This window comes from Bradyrhizobium sp. CCGUVB4N (genome assembly GCF_024199945.1).
In the GTDB taxonomy this organism is placed as follows: Bacteria; Pseudomonadota; Alphaproteobacteria; order Rhizobiales; family Xanthobacteraceae; genus Bradyrhizobium.
Genome location: NZ_JANADP010000001.1, coordinates 520,483 through 539,010, shown reverse-complemented (window position 1 = coordinate 539,010; position 18,528 = coordinate 520,483). Strand labels below are relative to the sequence as shown.

Annotated in this window: 15 protein-coding genes; 9 read left to right on the top strand and 6 right to left on the bottom strand. The window is 65.2% G+C overall.

Annotation, left to right across the window (positions count from 1 at the left end; all coding sequences use genetic code 11):
- Positions 1 to 2: 2 nt before the first annotated feature.
- The 3 genes from NLM31_RS02540 (at position 3) to NLM31_RS02530 (ending at position 6,797) form a co-directional block, all read left to right on the top strand.
- Positions 3 to 2,450 carry an adenylate/guanylate cyclase domain-containing protein gene (locus NLM31_RS02540; protein ID WP_254127754.1) on the top strand — a complete coding sequence of 816 codons (2,448 nt, stop codon included), beginning with the start codon at positions 3 to 5 and terminating at the stop codon, positions 2,448 to 2,450.
- A gap of 452 nt (positions 2,451 to 2,902) precedes the next feature.
- The gene (locus NLM31_RS02535) at positions 2,903 to 3,730 is read left to right on the top strand and encodes a hypothetical protein (protein ID WP_254191355.1); all 828 of its coding nucleotides are present in this window, start codon (positions 2,903 to 2,905) and stop codon (positions 3,728 to 3,730) included.
- 250 nt (positions 3,731 to 3,980) lie between these two features.
- A complete protein-coding gene (locus NLM31_RS02530) occupies positions 3,981 to 6,797 on the top strand; it encodes a hypothetical protein (protein ID WP_254191354.1) in 2,817 nt (938 codons plus the stop codon).
- 311 nt (positions 6,798 to 7,108) lie between these two features.
- Here NLM31_RS02530 and NLM31_RS02525 read toward each other — a convergent pair whose 3' ends face one another.
- On the bottom strand, positions 7,109 to 8,236 hold the full coding sequence (locus NLM31_RS02525) for a beta-propeller fold lactonase family protein (RefSeq protein ID WP_254127751.1): 1,128 nt from the start codon (positions 8,234 to 8,236) through the stop codon (positions 7,109 to 7,111).
- Between the two features lie 123 nt (positions 8,237 to 8,359).
- On the bottom strand, positions 8,360 to 8,497 hold the full coding sequence (locus tag NLM31_RS02520) for a hypothetical protein (RefSeq protein WP_254191353.1): 138 nt from the start codon (positions 8,495 to 8,497) through the stop codon (positions 8,360 to 8,362).
- Between the two features lie 130 nt (positions 8,498 to 8,627).
- Between NLM31_RS02520 and NLM31_RS02515 the strand changes: the two genes are divergently transcribed.
- The 3 genes from NLM31_RS02515 to NLM31_RS02510 all read left to right on the top strand — a co-directional run bounded on the left by NLM31_RS02515 (position 8,628) and on the right by NLM31_RS02510 (position 11,327).
- Positions 8,628 to 8,819, top strand: coding sequence for a hypothetical protein (locus NLM31_RS02515; protein WP_254127749.1), 192 nt, complete (start codon positions 8,628 to 8,630; stop codon positions 8,817 to 8,819).
- A 131-nt stretch (positions 8,820 to 8,950) separates the two neighbouring features.
- Entirely contained in the window at positions 8,951 to 9,073 is a 123-nt protein-coding gene (locus NLM31_RS42925; protein ID WP_283048043.1) for a hypothetical protein, read from the top strand.
- Between the two features lie 154 nt (positions 9,074 to 9,227).
- The gene (locus NLM31_RS02510; protein ID WP_254191352.1) at positions 9,228 to 11,327 is read left to right on the top strand and encodes a methyl-accepting chemotaxis protein; all 2,100 of its coding nucleotides are present in this window, start codon (positions 9,228 to 9,230) and stop codon (positions 11,325 to 11,327) included.
- A gap of 141 nt (positions 11,328 to 11,468) precedes the next feature.
- On the opposite strand, the gene NLM31_RS02505 is transcribed toward NLM31_RS02510, so the two are convergent.
- The 3 genes from NLM31_RS02505 to NLM31_RS02495 form a co-directional block, all read right to left on the bottom strand.
- Entirely contained in the window at positions 11,469 to 13,166 is a 1,698-nt protein-coding gene (locus NLM31_RS02505; RefSeq protein ID WP_254127747.1) for a GMC family oxidoreductase, read from the bottom strand.
- Between the two features lie 98 nt (positions 13,167 to 13,264).
- Complete coding sequence (locus tag NLM31_RS02500; protein WP_254191351.1) at positions 13,265 to 13,480, bottom strand: hypothetical protein; 216 nt, start codon at positions 13,478 to 13,480, stop codon at positions 13,265 to 13,267.
- A 191-nt stretch (positions 13,481 to 13,671) separates the two neighbouring features.
- Positions 13,672 to 13,917 carry a hypothetical protein gene (locus NLM31_RS02495; RefSeq protein ID WP_254127745.1) on the bottom strand — a complete coding sequence of 82 codons (246 nt, stop codon included), beginning with the start codon at positions 13,915 to 13,917 and terminating at the stop codon, positions 13,672 to 13,674.
- A gap of 327 nt (positions 13,918 to 14,244) precedes the next feature.
- Here NLM31_RS02495 and NLM31_RS02490 point away from each other — a divergent pair, with 327 nt between their 5' ends.
- From NLM31_RS02490 to NLM31_RS02480, 3 genes are all read left to right on the top strand, one after another.
- Entirely contained in the window at positions 14,245 to 14,430 is a 186-nt protein-coding gene (locus NLM31_RS02490) for a hypothetical protein (protein ID WP_254127744.1), read from the top strand.
- Positions 14,431 to 14,539: 109 nt separating this feature from the next.
- Positions 14,540 to 15,091, top strand: coding sequence for a hypothetical protein (locus NLM31_RS02485; RefSeq protein ID WP_254127743.1), 552 nt, complete (start codon positions 14,540 to 14,542; stop codon positions 15,089 to 15,091).
- Positions 15,092 to 15,105: 14 nt separating this feature from the next.
- Positions 15,106 to 15,792: an ATP-dependent Clp protease proteolytic subunit gene (locus NLM31_RS02480; protein WP_254127742.1), complete on the top strand. Its 687-nt coding sequence runs from the start codon at positions 15,106 to 15,108 to the stop codon at positions 15,790 to 15,792.
- A gap of 13 nt (positions 15,793 to 15,805) precedes the next feature.
- On the opposite strand, the gene NLM31_RS02475 is transcribed toward NLM31_RS02480, so the two are convergent.
- Positions 15,806 to 18,469, bottom strand: a complete 2,664-nt coding sequence (locus NLM31_RS02475; RefSeq protein WP_254127741.1) for an EAL domain-containing protein — start codon at positions 18,467 to 18,469, stop codon at positions 15,806 to 15,808.
- Positions 18,470 to 18,528: the final 59 nt, after the last annotated feature.

Genomic DNA, 18,528 nt, shown 5'->3' with positions numbered 1-18,528 from the left:
GGATGGCGGGAGCGAAAGACAAGACCTGGTTTCTGCGCGAGGGCCTTTTCGTCAAATACGTCGCCTCCCTCGTCGGCCTCGTCGTGTTCGTGCTCGCCGTCAACGGCGCGATGGAGACCTGGATCTCCTATCGCGCCACCAAGACATCGCTGACCGACGGATTGGAAGACAAGGCGCAGGCCGCCGCCCGGCGCATGGAGCAATCCATCTCCGAGCTCGAGCGCCAGATCAGCTGGGTGACGACGGCAAGCCGGGACACGCTGGAGAAGCGCCGCGCCGATTACGCCCAGCTGCTGCAGCAGGTCTCCGTCGTCTCCCAGCTGTTCCAGCTCAACGGCGACGGCCACGAGGTGCTGCGCGTCTCGCGCCAGTCGACCACGACGGGCGGCCACGCCGACCTCGCCCGCGACATGCGCTTCACCGACGCGGTGGCGCGCGGGGTCAGCTATTCGGCGGCGAGCTTCGTCGATCAGAAGCCGGTGATGTCGATCTCGGTGGCGCATTCTGGCTTCAATGCCGGCGTCACCGTGGCGGAGATTGATCTCAGCTTCCTCTCCGACTTCCTGTCCGACGCCCAGGTCGGCAAGGCCGCCTTCGCCTATGTGGTCGACGCGCGCGGCCGCGTGCTGGCGGCCTCGTCGAAGGGACCCGAAATCGGCAAGGATCTGTCGAAGCTGGCGCAGGTCGCGGCTGCGATCTCGCCCGGCCGTGAGCCCGACACATCAGGCACCGACTTCAACGGCCATTCGGTGCTGACCGCCGCAAGCCCGGTGCCGAAACTCGGCTGGAGCGTGTTGTTCGAGCAGCCGACCGTGCAGGCGCTGACACCGATCCGCGACCAACTCGTGCGCATCGCGCTTTTGATCGGCATGGGCCTGCTGGTCGCGATCCTCGCCGGCACGCTGCTGGCGCGCCGCATGATCATCCCGATCACCGCGCTGCGCGACGGCGCGCACAAGCTCGGCGAAGGCGACTTCAGCCACCGCATCGACGTGCACACCTCCGACGAGCTGGAGGAGCTCGCCGGCCAGTTCAACCGCATGGCCGGCCAGCTCCAGGAGACCTATTCGGATCTCGAAACAAAGGTCGAGGCGCGCACCCGCGATCTCGCGCAGTCGATCAACGAGCTGAAGGTGCTGGAAGAGGTCGGCCGCGCGGTCGCATCCTCGCTCGACCTCAACGCCGTGCTGCCGACCATCGCCGCGCGTGCGCTGGAGATCAGCCACGCCGACGCGGTGGCGATCTACGGCTACGACGCCGAGCGACGCCGCTTCAACCTGGTCGAGGCCGACGGCATCGACAAATCGGTCGAGGGCGCCCACGTCACGATCGACGAAGGCGAGAACATTTTGAGCGAGGCCGCCGCGCGCGGCGAGCCGATCGCGATTGCCGATCTCGATCACGCCGCCGGGCAGCCGCTGCGCGACGTCGCGGTCAGCGCCGGCTTCCATTCGGTGCTGGCGGTGCCGCTGGTCGATCAGCAGGGCACGCTCGGCTCGCTGGTGGTGCTGCGCCGTGCCAGCGGCGCGTTCGAAGGCAGCCTCACCGGCCTGATGCGCACCTTCGCCAACCAGGCGGTGCTGGCGATGCGCAATGCGCGCCTGTTCACCGAGGTCGACCACAAGAGCCACGCGCTGGAGACCGCGAACGAGACCGTGCGCGCCCAGGCCGACAAGCTGCGCGAGCAGACCGAGCAGCTGAAGAACTGGAACAAGTCGCTGGAGGAACGCGTCGAGACCCAGCTCGGCGAGATCGAGCGCATCCGCAAGCTCGAGCGTTTCCTGGCGCCGCAGGTGGCGCAGCTGATCGCCTCCTCCGACAGTCCCGAGGGGCTGCTGACCAGCCAGCGCCGCGAAGTCACCGTGGTGTTCTGCGACCTGCGCGGCTTCACCGCCTTCACCGAGGCGACCGAGCCCGAAGAGGCAATGAACGTGCTGCGCGAATATCACGCCGCGCTCGGCAAGCTGATCTTCAAATACGAGGGCACGCTCGACAAATATGCCGGCGACGGCGTGATGATCCTGTTCAACGCGCCGATCCAGTTCGAGGACCACACCGCGCGCGCCGTGAAGATGGCGGTGGAGATGCGCGACACCATCGGCCCGCTGACCGAGCGCTGGCGCAACCGCGGCCACAGCCTCGGCTTCGGCATCGGCATCGCGCTCGGCTATGCTACGCTCGGCCAGGTCGGCTTCGAACAGCGGCTGGAATATGCCGCGATCGGCAGCGTCACCAACCTCGCCTCCCGCCTCTGCGGCGAGGCGCTGGCCAACCAGATCGTGGTGAGCCGCCGCGTCTACGGCATGGTCGAACACTCCGTCGAAGCCCGCGCGCTCGACGATCTCCAGCTCAAGGGTTTCAATCATCCGGTGCTGGCGATGGAGATCTTATCCTGGCATGACGAAGCGGACGCGCTGGTCGATGCCTCCGCCGCGCGGCGCAGAGGGTAACCGCAAACAAAAAGTCGAAAACAACCCCATGCACAGTAGGCGGGGCTGTGGGATCGACGATTTGCGCAAGCGCCACGCCGGGGCGGTCAGCGCCGTTTGACACGTCGGGCAAAACACCGGCATGATGGCATCATCGGGCGTTTGGGGCCTGAGATCACCAAGCTCTGATGTGTTTGAAGCCGCGAGTTGCGGTCGTCCCGGCGAAGGCCGGGACCCATACCGCGGAATCTATCGATTGCGGTTGGTATTAGTACCGAACGACCAATCTTCGCCAAACTGCTCCCTGGGGCTATGGGTCCCGGCTTTCGCCGGGACGACAACGGAGTTTGTGGCGCCCCCACGAACCACATCGCTTCTCCCCGCGACTAACTCAGGCCTCAGCGACGAGGCCTGACTTCGGATGGGAGAGACCTGTGGCGTTTGCCTTGCCTTCGCGTGCGTATGATCTGCAGATGCTGGACCGCCCCGCCGACCGCACACGCGACCATGGCTGGGTCTATGGCTTGCCGCCGGGCATCGCGAGCGAGCAATGGCCGCTCGATCCCGTGACCGGTTACCCGCTGATGCACGGCTTCACGCTTCTGCTGCCGGAGGATTACCGCGTACATGGCGAGGACATCGTCGCGGTGTCGTTCTTTGCGACCGCGCCCGACCACAATGACGGCGGCGCGCCGGATGACCCTGAAATCCGCGAGGCGGTGGCGGCGCGCCCCGCGCATCCGCGCCTCTCGCGCATGACCGACATTCTCGATTACGAATATGCCGCGATCCTATTGACCAAGGCCGAATATGGCGGCGCGTTCGCAACCCCGCCGGCGCCGCTTGCGCTTGCGACCGCGGAGCGGCCGCGCTGGCTCGATGTCGGCGGCGCTAGCGCGTTTCACGAATCCGCGCCCGCTTACGCGAAGAAGCTCCTGCCGAGCACGCCGCGCAACGATCTCGCCGAAAACCGCGCCATCGGGCTGACGGCCCGCGCCGATGATCCCAACGCCGGCAAGGGCCCTCAGGACAAGCATGTGAAGGAAGGGCCGCCGACCGGGTACCAGCCCTACTATTACTATGTCGACGGTGTCGTGAGCCGCGACAATTTCCGCCTGCACGATTGGGGCAAGGACCACGCCCAAAATCATCTCGGCGGCACGATGCGGCCGTGCCAGGCGGTGCCGGAGATGAGCCCGTTCTACATCGAGTTCGAGGAATATTTCGGCGGCTACAATTTTGGTGGCGGCAATGCACAGCTCGACTTCAAGGACATGAAATTCGACTGGGCGTGCGGGTAATCCGCCTTTCTCTCCAACGCATGTAGCCCGCATGGAGTGGAACGAGATGCGCGGTTGAGGTCCCGGATTGCGCTTCCGCCTTCGCTCTTCGAGCTTCGGCGGACAAGTCGTTCCATCCGGGCTACGATCTTTGTACGTGATCTAACAGCGCGTCATCCCACCGTCATGTCCCGCCGATACCGCTCAGGCCCCACAAACATTTTGCGGTGCCGACTGGCGCCGAATTTCCAGGGCACGTCAGGGAGGGATCATGGCTTCTTTCACCGTGGCAAGCGGTTCCACAGTCACGTCCGCGAAGACCGTCAGCGGCACCGACACCGGCATCATCCAGGCCGGCGGCACGCTGTCAGATACCACCGACATCACCTGGACCGGCGGCACGGCCGGGCAGACCGTCGTGATCGACAACGCCGGCACCATCACGGCGACGACGCGCGGCATCGACACCAAGGGCTCGTTCACATCGGGCAATCTCTCCTTCACCAACGAGGCCGGCGCCAAGCTGATCACGGGCGACGATTCGTTCCGCATCAACACCGCGCTCTCGGGCGGCACCATCACGGTCGACAATTCCGGCAGCATCGTCTCCGGCACGGTAGATGCGTCCGGCAACATCGTCGCGGGCACGAGCGGCCAGGCGCTCGACTTCGCCGCGATCGTTTCGCCAACCGAGACGATCAACATCACCAATCACACCGGCGCCGTGATCGGCGCCTCCGGCAATGACGCGATCCGTCCCGGTGCAGGCATCATCACCATCGACAATGACGGGCTGATCGACGCCACCGCCTCGGCGAGCCGCGCGATCAACCTCAACACCTCGAATCTCACCAACATCACCTCGTTCACGCTCGACAACGACCAGCACGGCGTGATCCAGTCGCAGGGCGATGCGGTCCGCATCACCGCCGCGACGCTGACCACGACCGCCACCTACTCTGTCACCGTGGACAATGCCGGCACCATCCAGTCGACAGGATCGGGCTCCAGCAACGGCCAGGCGATCGATTTCACCGACCTGGTCTCGATCAACGGTACCATTCACCTCACCAACGAGGCGACCGGGCTGATCAAGGCGGCCGATGCTGACGCGATCCGCGGCGGCGTCAACATGGTGATCGACAATTACGGCAAGGTCTTCGGCGGCAATGCCGGCGGCGACGACAATGACGGCATCGACTTCCAGGGCAATGCCGGCGGCACCGTCAACAACCATACCGGCGGCAATATCGAGGGCACCCGTCACGGCATCACCGGCGACCAGCCCGTCACCGTCAACAATGACGGCACCATCACCGGCGATCTCGGCAGCGGTATCAATCTGGACACGCCCAGCCTGTCGATGACCACAGTGACCAATCACGGCATCATCATCGGCACCGGCGGCTATAACGCCGGCGTGGCGGTGGACGGCGACGGCATCGACGTGGACGGCCTTTTGACGCTCGACAATTTCGGCACCATCCAGGCCACCGGCGTGCATGTCGTCGAGGCCGACGGGACGGTCGACCTGCAGGAGGCCGTCACTATCGGCGGCGGCACCATCATCAACGAGATCGGCGGCGTCATCACCAGCTTCGAGCGCGCGATCACCGTCAACGACAGTGACGGCACCGGCGGCCCCGATGGCAGCAACGGCAGCAATGGCGGCAACGGCTGGGCGCCGACGACGATCGTGAACTGGGGTCTCATCCACGGCGGCAATGGCGAGGCGATCTCCATCACCGACACCTTTGCCGACACCATCACCAATCACGGCACGATCGAGGGCAGCGTCGCACTCGGCGGCGGCGACGACATCGTCAACGACTACACCGGTGCTGTCTTCACCAGCACGATCGACGGCGGCGACGGCACCGACACCTTCAACCTGCTCGGCACCGGCTCCGGCACGCTGGCGCACACGGTGAATTTCGAGGTGCTCGATGTGCAGGGCGGCAGCTGGTCCGTGACCGATGCCGAAAGCTTCACCTCCGGCATCAGCATCGAGACCGGCGCCAGGCTGACTGTTTCCGACGGCGGCTCGCTCGCCGGCAACGTCATCGACAACGGCGTGCTCGCCTCGACGCATTCCGACGTCTTCGTGTTCAACAGCACGATCTCGGGCAACGGCTCGCTCGATCAGGCCGGCACCGGCACCACCGTTCTGAGCCAGACCAGCTTCTATACCGGCGGCACCACGCTGCATGCCGGCACGCTGGAACTCGCGGCGCTCGACGCGGCCGGCACCGGGGCGATCACCTTCGAGAGCGGCGCGCAGACGCTGAAGATCGACAAGGCGGCGCTGGACCATGGCCATCTCGACAACACGATCGAGGGCTTTGGCGTCGGTGACACCATCGACCTCGCCGGCATCGGCAAGGCGACGAAAGCGACGTTGTCGGCCGACAATGTGCTCACCATCACCGGCGGCAATTCCGGCACCATCACGCTCCAGCTCGACTCGCATGCCTATGCGTCGGGGCTGAACTACCAGCTTGCGTCCGACGGCCATGGCGGCACCACGATCACCGTCGTCTCCGACAATCTGGTCGAGGGCAACAGCGGCAACAATCTCTTGATCGCCAATCTGTTCAGCCCGGTCGGCAGCTTCCTCGACGGCAAGGGTGGCAACGACATCCTGATCGGCGGGCTGCATTCCGACGTGCTCAACGGCGGTGGCGGCAACGATCTGCTCTATGGCGGCGCCGGCGCGGATCAATTCCGCTTCAACGGCACCGACCAGGCCGCCGGCCAGCGCGCCACCGACACCGTGTTCGACCTCAACTTCAACAAGGGTGATGCACTGGTGCTCTACGATTACGAGGCCAGCACCTTCGCCTCGTCAGGCGCGCATCCCGCGACCGTGCTCAACACCGGCGAAGGCGCCGGCTCTGGCGTGGTCGTGAACTCGATGGCGGCGCTGGCCGATCTCGTCAAGGCGTCGGCCGACGTCACCGCCCAGCGCGGCGGCGCCAACGACCTCGTGATCGACATCAGCCAGAGCAACGGCAGCCACGAGACGATCGTGCTCGATCATCAATGGCAGGCCTATGCGCAGGCCTCGGGCGGGCATTTCTTCAGCTAGGGCGCGACGGGTCGAAGTCGTATCGCGTTCGGCCGACAGCAACGCTGTCTTCCTACCCTCCCCCTTTGTGGGGGAGGGCTATCGCATATGGGCTTGGCGAGGCCTGAGCGAGCGCCTCGTCCTTCGAGACGACCGCTCCGCGGTCTCCTCAGGATGAGGCTCCGCAGCATCGTCGCCCCCTTGCAATTGCCGCCACACACTCCGTCCTGATCCTGAGGGCCCGCCGGAGGCGGGCGTCTCGAAGGATGGCCACAGGCGAGCTTCCCGCAACGGCGACAGCCCTGCCTTGGACGAGGGTACGAGGACGAACCTCAGTTCAGCGTCAAGAACTCCACCCAGTTCGGCTTCTTGCCGGTGGGGTAGGATTTCAGCTTGCTGAGTGCGCCGCTGCTCTGGTCGATGGCGTAGACCGTCATGCCGTCGGACAGCTCGCCGACCGCGGCGAGGTAGCGGCCGGTCGGATCGATGTTGAAGCCGCGCGGCTGCTTCTCGGTCGGCACGCTGCCGATCGTGGTCAGCTTGCCGGTTGATGCATCGACCTTGTAGGCGGTGAGCGTGTTGGTGGTGCGCTCGGACGCGTAGAGGAAGCGGCCGTCCGGGGTGATGTGGATGTCGGCCGCCCAGGGCTTTCCGTTGAAGCCTTCAGGCAATGCAGTCGTGCGCTGAACCTCGTCCCAGGCTCCGCTCTTGGCTTCATAGCTGTAGGCTGCGACGTCGCCGTTCAGCTCGTGGATGAGATAGACGAACTTGCCGTTGGGATGGAACACGAAGTGCCGCGGCCCGGATTTCTCCGGCGTCTTGATCGACGGAGGATCGCTCGGCGTCAGCGTGCCCGCAGCGGCATCGAACGCAAAGCTCAACACCTGGTCCGAACCGAGATTGGTCGCGAACACGAAACGGTTGTCGGGCGAGGGCAGGAAGGCATGTGCGTTCAGCCCGGTCGGGATCACCTGCTTCGGCTCGGCGACGACGCCGTTGGCTTGAAGCGGATTCAGCGCGACCTTGTTGCCGCCATAGGAGGCGCTGAACAGCACCTTGCCGCCGCGGTCGGTGGCGATGTTGGCCATGCTGTCGGCGAGCGGCCCGTTGCCGATATGGCTGAGGAGACCCGTCTTGGGATCGATCGCAAAGCTCACCGCGAGGAACGGCTGCGAGCGGACGCCGGCGATCAGCACGCGATGGTCCGGCGTGATCGCAAGCGGCGTGGAGGAGCCAGGCTTTTCGACGCCGGTGAAGGCGGCCGTCTGCACCGGCGTCATCTCACCGTTGTCGGCGATCTTGAACACGCTGATGTCGTTGGAGTCGGCATTGCCGACATAGGCGAAGGTTTCGGCCATGCCGGCACGGACTCCGGAAACGAGGGCAAGAGAGGCGACAAGAGCGGTGAAGAGTGTGGTGGTCGTCGCAGCGCGGGATGCGGTGCGCGTCGGTCTGATCATGGGCGTCCTCCGGCCGGTGTGGGGTCGTTGTTTTGCGGCAGAAGATAGCGGCTCGTGTTCCGCTGTACCAAAATCCAATTGGGATCGATCGATGCCGAAATTGTATCGGTGCGGTTGCGGGCGTTAACGCACCGCAGCCGTCAGGTCGCGCGAGGGCAGATGCGGGCCGGCGGGACGGTCGGGCGGGCCGAGCACGGTCCAGACCGCGACCGCGACCAGGGCCGAGGTCAGGATAGTCCAGGCGACGAGTTGCTTCCGCATCAGGCCAAATCCGTCCGTCCAGGGTTCGGCCATCCTGCACTGCAAAAGGCGGCGAGCGTATGAACTCGTTCACAGCCGATACCGTGCGGGTTAATTAAGAACCATTGCCGGCCGCGCGCATTGACCCGGCATGCCCCGCGAAAACGACCTCGAAGGCAAACCCGATATGGGCGGCAAGCACGGCGGCCAGTCCGGCCAGCCCAAGCCGCCGCCGCGCCCGCGTGAAGGCCCGCGGGATGAAGACGTCGTGGCAAAGCGCCACACCGGTCAGGCCGATCAAACCGATCGCAAGGTATCGCCGACCAACACCAGAAAGCGCTAAGCTTCGTCGGCTCCTGCTCGAGCCGAGGCCCGGCCACGGGATCTCCAGGGAACGGCAGCCTTGTCGCGCCGTTACTCCGGTCCCGCGGGCGGAGGACGCCAAACGGAGGCTGGCAAAACGGAGGCTGGAAAGTGTTTTGGATTTATTGGGACACCGCCTGGTCGCTCATCATCAGCGGCATCATGTTCACGACCATCGTTACGCATCCGGACGCCGAGTTCGTCGAGATCCAGGCCGCCAGACGGGCGAAATGAACCGCGCGACCTGAGCTAGCCAGCCCTCCCCGGCTACCGATCGGGCCTCGCTCGCGCGCGGCCTGCGGACCCGGGTAGATGTGGTGAACCAAATCTTAGGGGCACGCCGGTATTTTTCTGCATCTTTTTCAGATTCAGAGATCCGGCGCTCCCCATGGCATTGTTCGGCAATCCCTCCATTCGTTCGGTTCTCGGCGCCATCATCGGCGTCCTCGGCCTGTTCCTGGTCGGGCAGCTCTCGACCGGGCTGTTCGGCGCCATCGAGCGCAACAACGCGGCGCAGAAGGTCGAGCGCTTCGCCAGCACCGACCAGCAGCTGTTTGCGACCCTGCTCGGCTTCCGGCTCGAGCGCGGCACCTTCCTGTCGGCGCTGGTGGCGGACGCCCCGGCCAATTCCAATGCCGACGACCGCATCGCCACCAACCGCGCCGTATCGGAGGCCGCCTACAAGAACGTGCTCGACCGCCTCGCGGGCGTGAGCGATTCCCGTCTGGCCGCCGGCACCAGCAAGCTGGTCGCGATCCACGACGCCCTCGTGCCGTTGCGGACCAAGGCGGAAGGCGCCATCCATCAGCCGAAGGCCACGCGTGACGCCAAGGTCGGCGACGAGTTTCGCAAGGGCGCGCAGGATTATCTCGATGCCATTCTGGCGCTGACCGGCGAGATCGAGAACGCGCTCAAGCTCACCGATCCCGTGGTCGATCATCTCCTCGGCATCAAGCAGTCGGCCTGGGCGGCGCGTGCGAACGGTGGCTCCGTCGCCATCCGTCTCGAAGCCGCAGCCGCGGCCGGCAAGCCGTGGAGCGCCGCCGACATGGTCGGCGCCGCCGAGGACACCGGCCGCGCCAAGCAGGCCTGGAGCCAGGTGCTGGATGTCGCGGCGCGCCCTGATGCGCCGGCCAGCCTCACCGACGTGATCGCGCGCTCGAAGCAGGGCGAGGCCGCCGCCATGACCGAGCGCCAGCAGGGCTTCATCAAGGCGCTGAGCAACAACCAGACCATCGACATCAAGGTCGAGGATCTCTCCAAGCTCAACACCGCAATCCTCAATTACACCGTCGAGGCCGGCCAGGCCGCGCTGGCTGAAATGGTCTCCCGCGCCGGTCAGCAGATGACATCGGCGAAATGGAGCCTCGCGCTCAATGGCGGCATGATGCTGGTCGCGCTCGCCATCACGGTGTTCGGCTTCATCCTGGTGAACCGCCGCGTCAGCGCGCCGATCCGCAAGCTGACGCAGGCGATGCGCTCCCTTGCCGAGCGTGACTATGCGATCGAGCTCGCCGGCATCGAGCGCGGCGACGAGATCGGGGAAATGTCCCGTGCGGTGTCGGTGTTCAGGGAGAACATGATCACCGGCGATCGCCTCGCCGAGGAGCAGGCGGCCGAGCAGGGCCGGAAGGAGCGGCGCCAGCATGCCGTCGACGGCTTGATCGAGCAGTTCGAGAAGACCGTCACGGAATCGCTGCACACGCTGGCCTCGGCCTCCGGCGAGCTCAACGCCACCGCGCAGTCGATGTCGTCGACCGCCGAGCAGGGTTCGTCCAAGGCGGCCTCGGTCGCGAGCCTGTCGGGCGATGCCTCCTCCAACGTTCAGACGGTTGCGGCGGCCACCGAAGAGCTCTCGGCCTCAATCACCGAGATCAGCCGTCAGGTCGCGGAATCCTCCAGCATTGCAGGCGCCGCCGCCAGCGAAGCCGATCGCACCAATACCGAGGTGCAGGCGCTCGCCGATGCCGCCCAGCGCATCGGCGATGTCGTCGCGCTGATCACCGGCATTGCGGAACAGACCAATCTGCTCGCGCTCAACGCCACCATCGAGGCGGCGCGCGCGGGCGAAGCCGGCCGTGGTTTTGCGGTGGTCGCATCCGAGGTGAAGAACCTCGCGACCCAAACGGCGAAAGCGACCGAGGAGATCACCGGGCAGGTCGCCGCGATCCAGGGCGCGACCAAGTCGTCGGTGACCGCGATCCAGTCGATCGGCACCACCATCCAGCGCGTCAACGAGATCGCGGCTGCGATCGCCGCCGCGGTCGAGGAGCAGGGCGCCGCAACGCGCGAGATCGCGCGCAACGTGCAGCAGGCTTCCCAAGGCACCAACGAAGTCTCGCGGCACATCTCCGGCGTCTCGCAGGCCGCAGGGCAGACGGGGGCAGCCGCCGGCGAAGTGCTGGATTCCGCCAAGATGCTGGCGCGCCTGTCGGACGATCTCAAGCGCGACGTCGACCGCTTCGTCGGCGATCTCCGGGCGGCGTGAGCTAGTTACGATCTCGTGCCCCGGACGCTGCGCAGCACGAAGTGATGCGCTGCAGAGCCGGGGCCCATGCCGAGGCATCCTGGGTCCCGGTTCAGCAGCGCAACGTTGCACGCTGCGCTGCGCCCGGGACACGGAAGCCGATCACTGCATCATCCCGGCCGCGATCTTCTCCGCCGACATCAGCACCGGAAAATTGGTGTTGGCGCACGGCACCACCGGGAAGATCGAGGCGTCGACGACGCGCAGGCCCTGGATGCCCTTGACGCGGCCCTGGGCGTCGACCACCGCCATCGGATCGTCGGCCCGGCCCATGCGGCATGAGCACGAGGCGTGCCACACGCCGATGGTCGCCTTGCGCACGAAGGCTTCCAGCGCCTCGTCGTCGTTGATCACCTGGTCGAAGGTGAAGCCTTCGACGACGAAATTATCGATCATGTAGTGGCGCAGCGCCGCCGGCCCGTCCATCAGCGTCGCGGCGATCCTGGTCAAGATCCTGTTCCTGGTGTTGACCACGCCGATCTTGCGGACCTTGTCGGTATAGGCGGCCGGAAACGGCTTGTCCGTCACCTTCTTCACGATGTCGCTCATCTGGATGGCCGCCATCTTGCGGAAGCCGCTCATCAGGCGCTCGAGATCGCGCCGGTCGGACAGGAGATTGAACTCGACGATCGGCTCGGCCGACGGATCGCGCGAGGCGAGCTTGACCTGTCCGGTCTCCGAATAGGTCTTGTTGACGAAGGTCAGCAGCGAGCCGATCTGCTCCCCGACCGCATGCCAGGCGGACTTGCTGAGCAGGACGACGAACATGTCGCCCTTCGGCACGCCCGCGAGGCCCGACGAATAACGCAGGCCAAGCTGCATGTGGCGCCGCGTGTGCTCGTTCATGCGCGCGCCGCGGCGGACGAAGGACGACAGCGAGATCGAAGGATGATCCATCAGGCGCTGGCCGACGCCGGCGAGCCCCATCCGCACCGGGATGCCCATATCCTTGAGGTGGCCGACCGGGCCGATGCCGGCGCGCAACAGATGCGCCGGCGAATGGATGGCACCAGAGGAGAGAATGATCTCGCGTCCGCGGAATTCCTGCGCGCGACCGTCGACGACGGCCTTCACGCCGACGCATTGCGTGCCGTCGAAGATCAGCTCTCTCACCTGCGTGTGGGTGGAGACCGTCAGGTTCGAACGCTTGCGCGTGTCGCGATCGAGATAGCCCATCGCGGCCGAGACGCGCTGCTCGGCCTGGTTGGAATGCGTCACCGGGAAATAACCGTCGACGAATTCGCCGTTCTGATCCGGCAGATATCGATGGCCGGCCTGATCGAAGGCATCGGCGAAGGCCTGCGAATGCCGGGTCCAGTGCTCGCGCGGAATGCGGCGCACGGGAATGCGGCCGTCCTTGCCGTGATACGGGCCGTCGAAATCGAGGTCGCGCTCGACCTTCTTGAAGAACGGCAGCACGTCGTTCCAGGTCCAGCCGGAGGCCCCGCGCGCGTCCCATTCGTCGTAGTCGGTCGGTGCGCCGCGATTGGCCATCTGGCCGTTGATCGAGGAGCCGCCGCCGAGCACGCGCGCCTGCTCGTATTTGCGCAACGGCGGACGCGCTTCGTTCGGATTGTTGTGGCTGACGACCTGCGTCGTGACCTTCAATTCCGTCCAGTGGAAGCGCGGATCGAAATAGGCGGTGCCGGGATAGCTGTCGCGGATTTCGGCGGGTTCATTGCCGGGTGGTGTGTCCTGTCCGGCTTCGCACAGCAGGACCTTGTTGGCGCTCCTGGCGGAGAGCCGGTGGGCCAGCACGGACCCCGCCGAGCCGCCGCCCACGATAATGTAGTCGTACACGATTGGCGTTTCCTCTTGTTCTTGTCCCAAGAGGGTAGCGTGGTTTCAGGCGGAGGTCACGCCTGCGCCGGTCGGTCTGCGTGCACTGTCGGGGTTATCTACTGCAGGACCTTCGGCATCACGACGACGACATCGACCTGGCGCTTCAGCACACGCGATGCGACAGCGGCAATGTAGATCGAATAACCGTCCTCGATGTCGGATGCGATCTCCTCGTCCTTGGCGAAGGCATAGAGCATCGTACCGTCGAGCCTGTCGAAACGGATGCCTGCAAAGAGGCGATCGAATGTGTCGGCGCCGACGGCGCCTGCCATCAACGCCTGTATCGCCTGGTCCTGAACGAGAGTGAGCTGCATCATGCCAGTGAGATATGGAAACGCCGCGCGAATACAAGGTGCGGAAGATCGAGACTGATGTAACCGCACCTGTCTGAGCGAACGCTGAACGCGCGTGCCGGCATGAGCACGCCCGACTGGATTAACTTGGCTGGACTAACCTGGCTGGACTAGCCCGGCTCCTGGTTGCCCTCGCCGCTCGGCTTGTGTCCATCGGGTCCGCGGTCGAACAGACCGTAATGGCTGGAGCGGCTGCCATCGGCCTGCACCGGCTTGGCGGCGAGCCCCAGCTTGAGCAACTCCCGAATCGCCGCCGCCCGGGTCGGCATGCGGTGGGCAAACCTGAAATCATCAATGAGCGAAAGCTCTTCCGGGGTGAGCATGATTTGAAGACGTTCTCCGCGGAGATCCTGCATGGCCTTTCTCGCTGCAGTGGGTTGGGCACTGTTGGGTTAGTAAATTACTCAATTCACTCATTTGCCTAAAGTTCCTCAAACTCCCTGAAAATCGGCTTATGAGCAGAATACTCTTTTTAAAACAATGGGTTGCGAGACTCGCATCGCCGGGTATAGTTCGAGCCGGGCAGGGAGTTTGGGATGCTCCCGATGCAGACGCGACGACGGTTCGGACAAGGCCGATCCTTGCAACAGCGCCTGGCCGCAGAGGCCGGGCCGCTCGGTCTCGACCGTGCGCCCACGAGCGAACGGCCGGTCTCGCCTGGCCTGCGGATGCCGGAGTAGCGCTTGCCCTTCCTCGTCAAAGTTGGATCGCTGACGGTCGTCGCGCGCAGTGCCTCGGACGTAGTGAGCACGGTCGACAGGCTGCTCGGCGACGATCAATCGCTGGAGCCGGTGGTTTCGACCTTCGAAGGTTCGATCATCGACATCGAGCAGCTGCGTGGACTGGTCGGCGACCCCGACGAGCCCTGATCGCGCGCCATCGACGTCCGTATCCTGAGAATTTGCCGATACGTTTTAGGCCAATCTTATGGGTTGCATCCCTAGATTGCAGCCGATCTGCATGTCGGGAGTTACCGCAATGGCGTTCGGCAAGCGTCAATCCGGAGTTGGTGCGGCTGCACAGGCAGTCAATGCCGGCGCGACCGTCACTTCAAGCCCGGTGGCCAATGAGATGGCCGGCGGTGTCAGCCCGCTTCGCTGGTTCATCATCCTGGTGGCTTGCAGCGCGGGGCTTTACTTCCACCTGGTCAGCTATGGTCCGGACCTCTGGCGCGACCATCGGCTGGCCGGGACCTGGCAGCCGGCGTACGATCTGCAGGTCACGGATGGGAAGTGCGAACGATTCAACTTCGTGATCACCACCTGCAACGCCAAGATCAAATCGGTCGCCAGGCCTGATCAGGCGCCGATCCCTCACAGCTTCATGATGCTTTTTTCGAGCGGTGGCGGCGAAGCCCTGGTGCCGGTGCGCTCGACGACCGACCGCTCGGCGGTCTCGATCTTCTACGCCGCGGAGACCAAGCTCTGGAATCGTACGCTGTCGTTTGTAGTCCTGGCGGGCATGCTGGCCCTGTTTGATTTCACTGCGCTGCTCCTATTCTGGCGCGCACTCAATTCATTCAACCCATAAAAGCGTCCTGCGCCGTGACACTGCTCAAGACCCTGGTCTGGATCGGCGGCATCCTGCTCGTCTGGGGCTACTTCCAATTGCCCTCGGGCTCCGGCGATATGGCATCTCGGCAAACCCTGTCCGTGCGCGAGGAGCCGGATCGCATCCTGCTGGGCTGGAGCGGGCCCGTGCAGGAGCCGATGAGCGAACGTGTCGCGGCGGCGCTCGATCGTTACAAGACGGATCAACGCAACCTCGTCCTCATTCTCAATTCGCCGGGCGGCTCGGTCGAGCACGGGCGCAAGGTCGTCGCCGCGATCCGCACACGCGACCGGGCGATCGACACCCTGGTCGAGAAGGCCGGCGTCTGCGCCTCCATGTGCGTTCCGATCTTTCTCACAGGCCGCGAGCGCAACGCCGACCCCGAAGCCTATTTCATGTTTCACCAGGTCAGCCTGGATCGGAGCGCCAAGGAAAATCTGAAGCGGAAAGAGTTCAGTGACTCCGACCGAGCTGCCCTCTCGCAAATGGTCAAGACCCTCGAGACCGCGATCACTGACGATTTCTTCCACACCGATTTCGACATCCGCGGCGTCAACCCGGCCTGGCTTGCCATGATGCGGCGGAAGATCGCGAGCGGCGATGTCTGGATGAGCGGCCAGGATCTGGTCGCCGAGGGCTCGGGCGTCGTCGACAGCCTGGTCCGCACGCCTGCCCGCTAGCGGTACGCGCGCTTTAAGCCGCGGCCGCCTGCTTCGACAGCAACAATTTCAGCTTCGCCGCCGGCACCGCCGGGCTGAACAGCCAGCCCTGCATCTGGCTGCAGCCGAGCTGCCGCAGCACTTCGCGCTGCGCCTCGGTCTCGACGCCTTCCGCCGTCGTCGCCATGTGGCGGGCGGCGGCCATGTGCACCACGGCCTGGACGATCGGCGAGGAATCCTCGGATTGGCCGATGTCGCTGATGAAACTGCGGTCGATCTTGATCTTGTCGAAGGGGAAACGGTGCAGATAGCTCAGCGACGAATAGCCGGTGCCGAAATCGTCGAGCGCGATGCGCACGCCGAGCTCGCGCAGCTGCTGCAGGATGGTCAGCGCCTCCTCGTCGTCGCGGATCAGCACGGTCTCGGTGATCTCCAGCTCGAGCCGTCCCGGCGCGAGGCCTGACTCGGCGAGTGCGGCGGCGACCTTCAGCGCCAGCGTCTTGGATCGGAACTGCACCGGCGAAACGTTGACCGCGATGTGGATGTCGCCGGGCCACGAGGCGGCTTCCGTGCAGGCCTGCTTCAGCACCCATTCGCCGATCTCGCCGATCAGGCCGGTGTCTTCCGCGACCGGAATGAAGTCCGCGGGCGAGACCATACCGCGCTCCGGATGGCGCCAGCGCAGCAGCGCCTCGCAGCCGTTGACGACATTGGCGGAGAGATCGACCAGCGGCTGGTAGTGCACCTCGAACTCGCCGCGCGCGAGCGCCTGGCGCAGATCGAGCTCGAGCTGGCGGCGCTGCCGCGCCTTGGCGTCGTATTCGCTCACGAAGATACGGAAGGTGCCGCGTCCTTCCGACTTCGCGGCGTACATCGCGAGATCGGCGCGCTTGAGCAGGTCTTCGAGATTGTCGCCGTGGTCGGGCGCGATCGCGATGCCGATGCTGGCATCGGTCGTGATCTCCTGGCCCTTGCAGTCCACCGGCATGCGCAGCGACGTCAGGATCTGTTCGGCGAGCGCACTCAGTGCGGCCTGGTCGCAGGTGCCGGCCTTGACGATGGCGAACTCGTCGCCGCCGAGACGCGCCACCAGATCGTTGCCGCTGACGCAGGCGCGCAGGCGGCCGGCGACCTGGCGCAGCAATTCGTCGCCGACCTCGTGGCCGAGCGAATCGTTGACGCCTTTGAACTCGTCGACGTCGATGTAGAGGATCGCAAACGGATTGCCTTGGGCAAGCTCCGCCACGCGCCGTTCCAGATGCCCGCGCATCAGCACGCGGTTGGGCAGGTCGGTCAGCGCGTCGTAATGCGCCATATGCGCGATGCGCTCGTCGGCACGGATGCGCTCGGTGACGTCGTCGTGGGTGGCGAGCCAGCCGCCGGCCGCGCCGGGCTGGTTCTTGATCTCGATCAGGCGGCCGTCGGAGGTCTCGACGATGTTGCTCTGGATCCGTCCGACGCTGTTCAGGATGTCGTCGCAATAGGAATCGACGTCGCCGTCGAACGAGCCGGTGTCGGCGCGATGCTGGATCACGTCGCGGAAATAGGCGCCGGGTTTCACCACCGCGGTCGAGAGCCCGTACATGTCGATGTAGCGGCGATTGCAGACGATCAGCCGCTCGTCCTGGTCGAACATCAATAGGCCCTGCGTCATCGTGTTCATGGCGGTGTCGAGCCGCTGCTTCTCCAGCGAGACGCGCCGCGTCACTTGGCGGAAGATCAGGAACAGCGTGAGCACGAGCAGGCCGATCGACAGCACGGCGACGGCAACGAAGAATTTGGTCTGGGTGCGCCAGGTGGTGAGCGTCGCGTCCAGCGATTTGGTGGCGACCACGACCAGCGGTTCGCCGGTCAGCATGCGCGAGGCGACGATACGGTCCTTGCCGTCGATCGGGCTCGTGAGCTGCGTCGTGACGAAGGTGCGCTCGAACACGGCCATCTGCTCCGGCGAGCCGGTGCGGTAGTTCTGCCCGATCATGGCGTCGACATGCGGAACGCGCGCCAGCAACTGACCGTTCTGGTGATGCATCGCGATCGAGGATTCCTCGCCGAGACCGGTCGAGGCAAAGAAGGATTCGAGCTGCTCCGGCGTAATCGCCCGCGACACCAGGCCGAGGAATTCGCCATGCGGGCCCGACACGCGTCGCGCGATCACGATCGCCGGACCATTGCCGAACCGGCCGGGCACGACCTCGATCTCTTCCTGCGAAGCCGGGTCGTTCGCGAGACGTTGAAAGAAGCCGCGATCGGCGATCGAGATATCGGCGACCGGCCACCGCTTCGACGAGTTGATCAGCGTGCCCCGGGAATCGAACACGTTGGCGCCGGCGACGTCGGACCAGCCGCTGGCCTTGGTGCGCAACACCTCATGCATGGCGAGCGTCGCCATCTCGCTGCGGAACACGTCGGCGGAATCGATGCCATGGCCTTCGAGTTCGGCGATGATGCTCTTCTGGAGTACCGCAAAGTCCTCGAACTCGCGGTCGAAATGGCGGGCAAGCAGACGGACGGAGCTTTCCAGGCTGTCGCGGCCGCTCTCGATGGCGTTCTGGCGGAAGCGGTCCACGGTGAGTCCGGTGCCGATGGCCATCGCCGCCATCAGCACGAAGCCGCCGACGATCAGCCACGTCAGCGGCGCGCCCCGCCATTGGCGAAGCAGCACGCGCAAGCGCGCGGTCCATCGGATTGATGCGCCCATCCCGTCCTCCCGTGGGATGCAAGATGCAGCAAAACCGACAAGACCCCGTTACCAGTCAG